General features: G+C 71.7%; 1 protein-coding gene. It reads right to left on the bottom strand.

Annotated features, from left to right (window positions below):
• Positions 1-322: 322 nt before the first annotated feature.
• Positions 323-940, bottom strand: coding sequence for a uridine kinase family protein (locus tag AC13HU_RS37540; protein ID WP_483046483.1), 618 nt, complete (start codon positions 938-940; stop codon positions 323-325).
• Positions 941-1,087 lie beyond the last annotated feature (147 nt).

Raw genomic sequence — 1,087 nt, 5'->3', positions numbered from 1 at the left:
GCCGGGGGAGGGGACCTTGAGGCGCCGATTCGTCACGGTGGGTGAGAGGCGGGAAGCGTTCTGCGGCGCGGCGAAAGGCGCGGAGGGCAGGACGAAGCCCCCGATCACGGGGGAACAATCGGGGGCTCCGTGTCTGCCGAGCGGCTGCTCCGAGCCGCTGGTTGAAAACGTAATCTCTGGATACCCGGCCGGTCAAGCGATCACGAGGGCCCGTTCATGACGAAATCGCGCGCGGTCACCGATCACACCCGATCGCCTGCTGACCGCATTCGACCGGATCCGGTCCGGTCGAACGGTTCCGCAGCGGGCAGACATCGGATGGTCACTTTCCGTAGCGATTCGCGGGGTTCGGGCTCTGCGTCGAGCGCGCCGCCGGGCCCGGCGTGAACCGGTAGCCGCCGTTCTGATCCTGGTGGACCAGCAGGTCGGCGTACGGGCGGGTCGGGTCGGCGGCGAAGTGCGCGTCCTCGGCGGCGGTCCAGCCGGTCCAGAAGCGGGTCAACTCCGGCCCGTCCCGGCGCAGTCCGCGCCGCCGCGCCTCGGCCGGCTCGACCTCCAGCCACAACACCAGCGTGAGGTACGGCCGCAGTGCGGCCCGGCCGGTGCCGACCCCTTCCAGCACCACGTACGGCGCCGCGTCCACCATTTGCTCGCCCTCGAACCGCCGCGCGTGCCAGTCGTAGACCTCGTGCACCGCGGGGCGGCTCGCGCCGAGCGGGTCGAGTACCTGCGTCGCGAGCCGGTCCGTCCACCCGAACGGCTGCTCGTGCGTGGCCAGATCGTCCGTATGTACGATCGGGCTGCCGCCGAGCGCCGCCGCGAGTTCCGCTGCCAGGGTCGTCTTTCCGGCGCCCGCGTGACCGTCCACCGCGATGAGCCGCGTCCGGCCGCACGACGGTGCCAGGCCGTTCATCCCTGCGGCCGTCTCCGCCAACGTCATTTCCGCCACCCTGTGACCATACGGCTCCCCTCGCCGAGCCGCCCCAGGTGCCCCCCGCGCCCCTGTTCGGCGGTCTCTTCCGGTGCGGGGCCGAAAACGATGGACGTCTTTGCGGCGGGGCGCGGCGGAGCCGTTTCACGTAGGGGG

This window comes from Streptomyces sp. NH27, from assembly GCF_056859195.1.
This window is presented reverse-complemented; position numbering and strand designations above follow the sequence as displayed.

Excerpts from the sequence above, each read along its gene's own strand:
- AC13HU_RS37540 (WP_483046483.1), bottom strand. The coding sequence starts at position 940 with ATGACGTTGGCGGAGACGGCCGCAGGGATGAACGGCCTGGCACCGTCG.